The organism is Rothia endophytica (assembly GCF_039543885.1).
Classification (GTDB): domain Bacteria; phylum Actinomycetota; class Actinomycetes; order Actinomycetales; family Micrococcaceae; genus Rothia; species Rothia endophytica.
Window position 1 is genome coordinate 1 of sequence record NZ_BAABKP010000018.1, and the last position, 903, is coordinate 903.

The following is a 903-nucleotide window of genomic DNA, read 5'->3' on the forward strand; positions in this document are numbered from 1 at the left end:
TGAGGCTTATTCAAAAGTCCTCCCAGCCGCATAAAACACCAACCCCCGAACCACCGCAAACACCCGCCCATACACGCTCAGCGGCCGCCGGAAACCTGTATGCAAAACCCGCCACGTCTTGACCTGCTCGATAACCCGCTCCACCACCGATCGGCGTGAATTAATGAACCTGTTCACCACCTTCACATCTGCAGGCATCCTGCGGGCTTTGCTGCCTCTTACTGGGGTGGCCAACCCCAACCCGATGTAACCCTTATCAGCCAAAGTGCTCTCATCAAGATATCTTTCCAAGCCATGATGCTTGAAGGCATAGGCATCATGCCTAGCGCCAGGGACCGGGTCAGTGATGGCCAGCAGTTTCCCGCCCAGGGTGCAAATCACTTGATGGTTGAAACCAGCACGTTTATGCTTACCAGAAAAGTTTATTTTCCTTAATGAACGCCAGTTCCAGGTGGGAATCAGGGTACCGTCGATAACCAGTGAACCAGGGATCTTCAGGCTGTTTTCTAAAGACTGTTCTAGCGGCCTGAGGGCTTTCTCAAGTGCTTTGTCAACGGTGTTGAGGGTCCGTGAGATGGTGGGCTGGGAGGTGTTGAAGATTTCTGCGAGGAGTTCTTCGGTGAGGTTGTGTCGGTGGTAGAAAAGGGTGACTTTAAGACCCTGGGCCAGGGTTAGTGCTGGTGGTCTTCCGCCTGGTTTTGCCCAGGTGATGTGGGCGGTGAGGGCTGTCAGTAGCACGGTGAATTGCTGAGGTGTGAGCCCTGTTGTACGCTGGTGGAGCAACGGTTCTTCCGGTATGGCTTGAGGTTATTTGTAGTGATTTAATCCTCTTATTTTTGCCGCTGGTGGGGCCGTTGTCTAGTTGGTGGGGTGTGGGTGTGTTCCTACTTTTGAATAAGCCTC

The 903-nt window shown here is 53.2% G+C and carries 1 protein-coding gene; it reads right to left on the minus strand.

Translation table 11 applies throughout. The features are described from left to right. Positions 1-6 precede the first annotated feature (6 nt). Positions 7-738 carry a transposase family protein gene (locus tag ABD982_RS11215; RefSeq protein WP_345447653.1) on the minus strand — a complete coding sequence of 244 codons (732 nt, stop codon included), beginning with the start codon at positions 736-738 and terminating at the stop codon, positions 7-9. Positions 739-903 lie beyond the last annotated feature (165 nt).